This window comes from Marinobacter sp. bablab_jr008, assembly GCF_016464145.1.
GTDB lineage: Bacteria > Pseudomonadota > Gammaproteobacteria > Pseudomonadales > Oleiphilaceae > Marinobacter > Marinobacter nauticus.
The window spans coordinates 1-331 of sequence record NZ_JACDWW010000072.1 but is presented as its reverse complement, the minus strand read 5'-3'; the positions used below and the strand labels follow the sequence as shown (position 1 = coordinate 331).

Genomic DNA, 331 nt, shown 5'->3' with positions numbered 1-331 from the left:
TGGGCCACAGGCGCAGGCCAGCGCTGGAGCTACAATGATTCTATGCCCCTGTTTCCCTTCCTTGGCACAGGTATCGCCCCTCTAGCGCAGTGGATTATCGTTCCAACAGTCTCGCTCTTTGGTTTGCGTTGGCTCTACAGAGGCTGGCTTGATCTCAGACGTCAGGGCGGTGATTACTCTCGGCAATAAATAATGGGCTTCGGCCATCATGCAAACGGCCCTACAAACACTTGCGCAAATACACCCAAAAGGAGTGTGACAGTCAGCGCTATTATCAGTACGGCTTTCAACCAGATATCAGTTCTAGCCACCACGACATTCCCTTGCCTGT

General features: G+C 52.6%; 1 pseudogene. It reads left to right on the top strand.

The annotated features are described in order from the left end of the window. Window positions 1-189, top strand: a pseudogene (locus JIF53_RS19325) (hypothetical protein); the annotation flags it as partial. Window positions 190-331 lie beyond the last annotated feature (142 nt).